Origin of the sequence: Streptomyces sp. DvalAA-14 (assembly GCF_900091855.1) — a bacterium.
GTDB lineage: Bacteria > Actinomycetota > Actinomycetes > Streptomycetales > Streptomycetaceae > Actinacidiphila.
This window is the reverse complement of record NZ_FMCH01000607.1, coordinates 1-3485: the sequence shown is the minus strand read 5'-3', so window position 1 is coordinate 3485 and position 3485 is coordinate 1. Positions and strand designations below refer to the sequence as shown.

2 protein-coding genes are annotated in these 3485 nt (G+C 69.0%); one reads left to right on the top strand and one right to left on the bottom strand.

Going from position 1 to position 3485, the window contains the following annotated elements; all coding sequences use genetic code 11:
• On the bottom strand, positions 1–731 hold a 731-nt coding region (locus GA0115240_RS32645; protein WP_093742404.1), incomplete at its 3' end, for an SDR family NAD(P)-dependent oxidoreductase.
• Between the two features lie 322 nt (positions 732–1053).
• Between GA0115240_RS32645 and GA0115240_RS32640 the strand changes: the two genes are divergently transcribed.
• Positions 1054–3435, top strand: a complete 2382-nt coding sequence (locus GA0115240_RS32640; protein WP_093742403.1) for a chitobiase/beta-hexosaminidase C-terminal domain-containing protein — start codon at positions 1054–1056, stop codon at positions 3433–3435.
• Positions 3436–3485: the final 50 nt, after the last annotated feature.

Here is a 3485-nt window from a genome sequence, read left to right as displayed (position 1 = left end):
TTCACCTGGTTGCCGTCGGCGTCGATCCAGCCGAAGTCGACCATTTCCTGCCGGCTCAGGTGCCGCTGCAGCGGGGTGAGGATGCCGCCGGGGTGGACCGAGAAGGCCCGCACCCCGGCCGGCCGGCCCAGCGTGTCCAGGTGCCGGGCGAACAGCGCGTTCGCCGTCTTTGCCTGCCCGTACGCCTGCCACTTGTCGTAGCCCCCGGTGAAGTCCACGTCGTCCCAGCGGATGGGGGAGCGGCGGTGGCCGCCGGAGGAGACCGCCACCACCCGGCCGCGACCGCGGGCGATGGCCGGCCACAGCCGGTTGACCAGGGCGTAGTGCCCGAGGTGGTTGATGCCGAACTGGGACTCCCAGCCGGGGCCCACGGTGGCGTACGGGCTCGCCATGACCGCCGCGCAGTTGATCGTGAGGTGGATGTCGCGGCCGGAGGCGAGGAAGCGGTCGCTGAAGGCGGCGATCCCGGCCTGGTCGGCCAGGTCCAGCTCGTCCACCTCCACCCCGTCGATGCCGGCCAGCGCCTCGCGGGCGGTGTCCGGGCGCCGGGCCGGCACCACCACGTGGGCGCCGGCGGCGGTCAGTGCCCGGGTGGCCTCCAGGCCGATGCCGGAGTAGCCGCCGGTCATCACCACCAGCTTCCCGGACAGGTCGATGCCCTTGAGGACCTCGGCGGCGGTGCTGCGGGCTCCGAACCCTGAGTCGATGCTCTGCTGAGCTGTCGTCGTCATACGGCCACGCTACGAACTGGAGTGCACTCCAAGGCAACCCCCGCCGCGGAAGCCGCCGTTCCGCTCGCCGTCCGGCACGCGGGCACCGTTCACAGCGTGAATCGCGCGCATCGTCTTGACGGCTCGCCGTGGCCACTTGAGACTGCCTTACGGATCGGGGTTTCCCCGAATCCGCAGAGTGAGAGCGTTTTCAACAGGCTGAATCGAAGGGCCGTAACGGGACTGCGGCCCTGAATACATAGTGCAGAGCGCGAACCACCCCCACAATTTCCGCGCTGACCTGGCGTTCACTTCACGAAGCCAGGTGAAAGGACCCACACTTATGCGCCGCACCATCTCCGAGGGCCGTAGCGGGCCTGAACCACGGCCTCGCAAGCGGGTCGTCGCCCTGCTCGGGGCACTGCTTCTCGCGCTGGTCGGGCTGCTGGGCCTGACCCAGACCATCGGCTCCGCCGCGGCCGACGCCTCCGACTACACCCAGAGCGTCAGCCAGCTGAGCACCACCCAGGCGAAGATCACCTTCACCCCCACCACGACCGCCGCGTACGTGGACGCGCACTACCTGGTGAACGGGGCGAACCAGCAGAACGTCCGGATGACCGTCTCCGGCAACACCTGGACCTGGACGGTCGGTTCGCTGACCACCGGCTCGGTGCTGGAGTACTGGTTCACCTACGAGAAGGGCGGCCCGCAGTACGACACGCCGCACTTCACGTACACCCAGGGCGGTGGCGGCGGCACCACCACCCCGCCGCCGGGCGCGGTCGCCACACCGACCTTCAGCCCGGCCGGCGGCACCTTCACCACCGCGCAGACCGTCACGATCGCCGACGCGACCTCCGGCGCGGCCATCCACTACACCCTCGACGGCTCCACGCCGACAGCGAGTTCGCCCACCTACTCCGCCGCGCTCACCATCTCGGCGACCACCACCGTCGAGGCGATCGCCACCAAGTCGGGTTCGACCAACTCGGCGGTGGCCACCGCCAGCTTCACCATCGGCACCGGCGGCTCGACCGGCTGCCCGGCGCAGTCGGACACCCCCAACTTCGGTCCGAACGTGCACATCTTCGACCCGTCGATGGGCAACGCCGCCATCCAGGCGCAGCTCGACACCCAGTTCAACCAGATGAAGGACACCAACTCGGCCCAGTTCAGCGAGAACCGGGTGGCTGACCTCTACAAGCCCGGCACCTACGCCGTCGAGGACAACGTCGGCTTCTACACCTCGGTGGCGGGCCTGGGCCAGAACCCGGACCAGGTGACCATCAACGGCGACGTCACCGTCGACGCCTTCAACGCCTCCGACGCCGGCAACGCCACCCAGAACTTCTGGCGCTCCGCGGAGAACCTGGCGATCAACCCCAGCAGCGGTTCCGACCGCTGGGCCGTGGCGCAGGCCGCCCCCTTCCGGCGGATCGACGTGCACGGCGGCCTGAACCTGGCCCCGGCCAGCAACGGCTACGCCAGCGGCGGCTACATCGCCGACACCAAGGTCAGCGGCCAGGTCTCGTCGGTCTCGCAGCAGCAGTGGTACAGCCGGGACAGCAGCTTCGGCAGCTGGGCCGGCGGGGTGTGGAACATGGTCTTCTCCGGCGTCAGCGGCGCCCCGGCCAACACCTTCCCCAACCCGCCCGAGACCACGCTGAGCAGCACCCCGGTCTCCCGCGACGTGCCCTACCTGTACATCGACAGCACCGGCAAGTACCGGGTGTTCCTGCCGTCGCTGCGCACCAACGCGGCCGGTCCGAGCTGGGCGAGCGGCAGCACCCCGGGCACCTCGGTGCCGATGAGCCAGTTCTACGTGGTCAAGGCCGGTGACACCGCGGCGACCATCAACAACGCCCTGTCCCAGGGCTGCAACCTGTTCGTCACCCCGGGCGTCTACCACCTGAACCAGACGCTCAACGTCACCAAGGCCAACACCACCATCCTCGGCATCGGCTACCCGACGTTCGTCCCGGACAACGGGGTCAACGCCATGCAGGTCGCCGACGTGGACGGCGTGCGGCTCAAGGGCCTGCTGTTCGACGCCGGCACCACCAACTCGGCGGCGCTGCTGACCGTCGGTCCGTCCGGCTCGTCCGCGAACCACGCGGCCAACCCGACCACCGTCCAGGACGTGTTCTTCCGGATCGGCGGCGAGCACGTCGGCAAGGCCACCAACAGCCTCGTCGTCAACAGCAACAACACCATCATCGACCACATCTGGGCCTGGCGCGCCGACCACGGCAACGCGGGCACCGTCGGCTGGACCACCAACACCGCCGACACCGGACTGACCGTCAACGGCGCCAACGTGCTGGCCACCGGCCTGTTCGTCGAGCACTACCAGAAGTACGAGGTGGTGTGGAACGGCCAGGGCGGCAAGACGATCTTCTTCCAGAACGAGAACCCGTACGACCCGCCCAACCAGGCGGCCTGGATGAGCTCGGCCTCGGTCAACGGCTACGCCGCCTACAAGGTGGGGGCCAATGTGACCACACATGAGGCCTGGGGCCTGGGCAGTTACTGCTACTTCAACGTGAATCCGGCGGTGAACAACTACCACGCCTACGAGGTGCCGAACACCCCGGGCGTGAAGTTCCACGACGCCCTGACCGTGTCGCTGGGCGGCGTGGGCACCATCACCCACGTCATCAACGACACCGGTGCGGTCACCGCGTCCAACACCACGCCGAGCAATGTCGTCAGCTTCCCGTAGCCCGGCCTCCCGCGCCGCGGGGGACCAGGTGAGGTTGAGCTGAGCCGGCC

Coding starts and splice junctions, on each gene's coding strand:
- GA0115240_RS32640 (WP_093742403.1), top strand. CDS start 1,054: ATGCGCCGCACCATCTCCGAGGGCCGTAGCGGGCCTGAACCACGGCCT.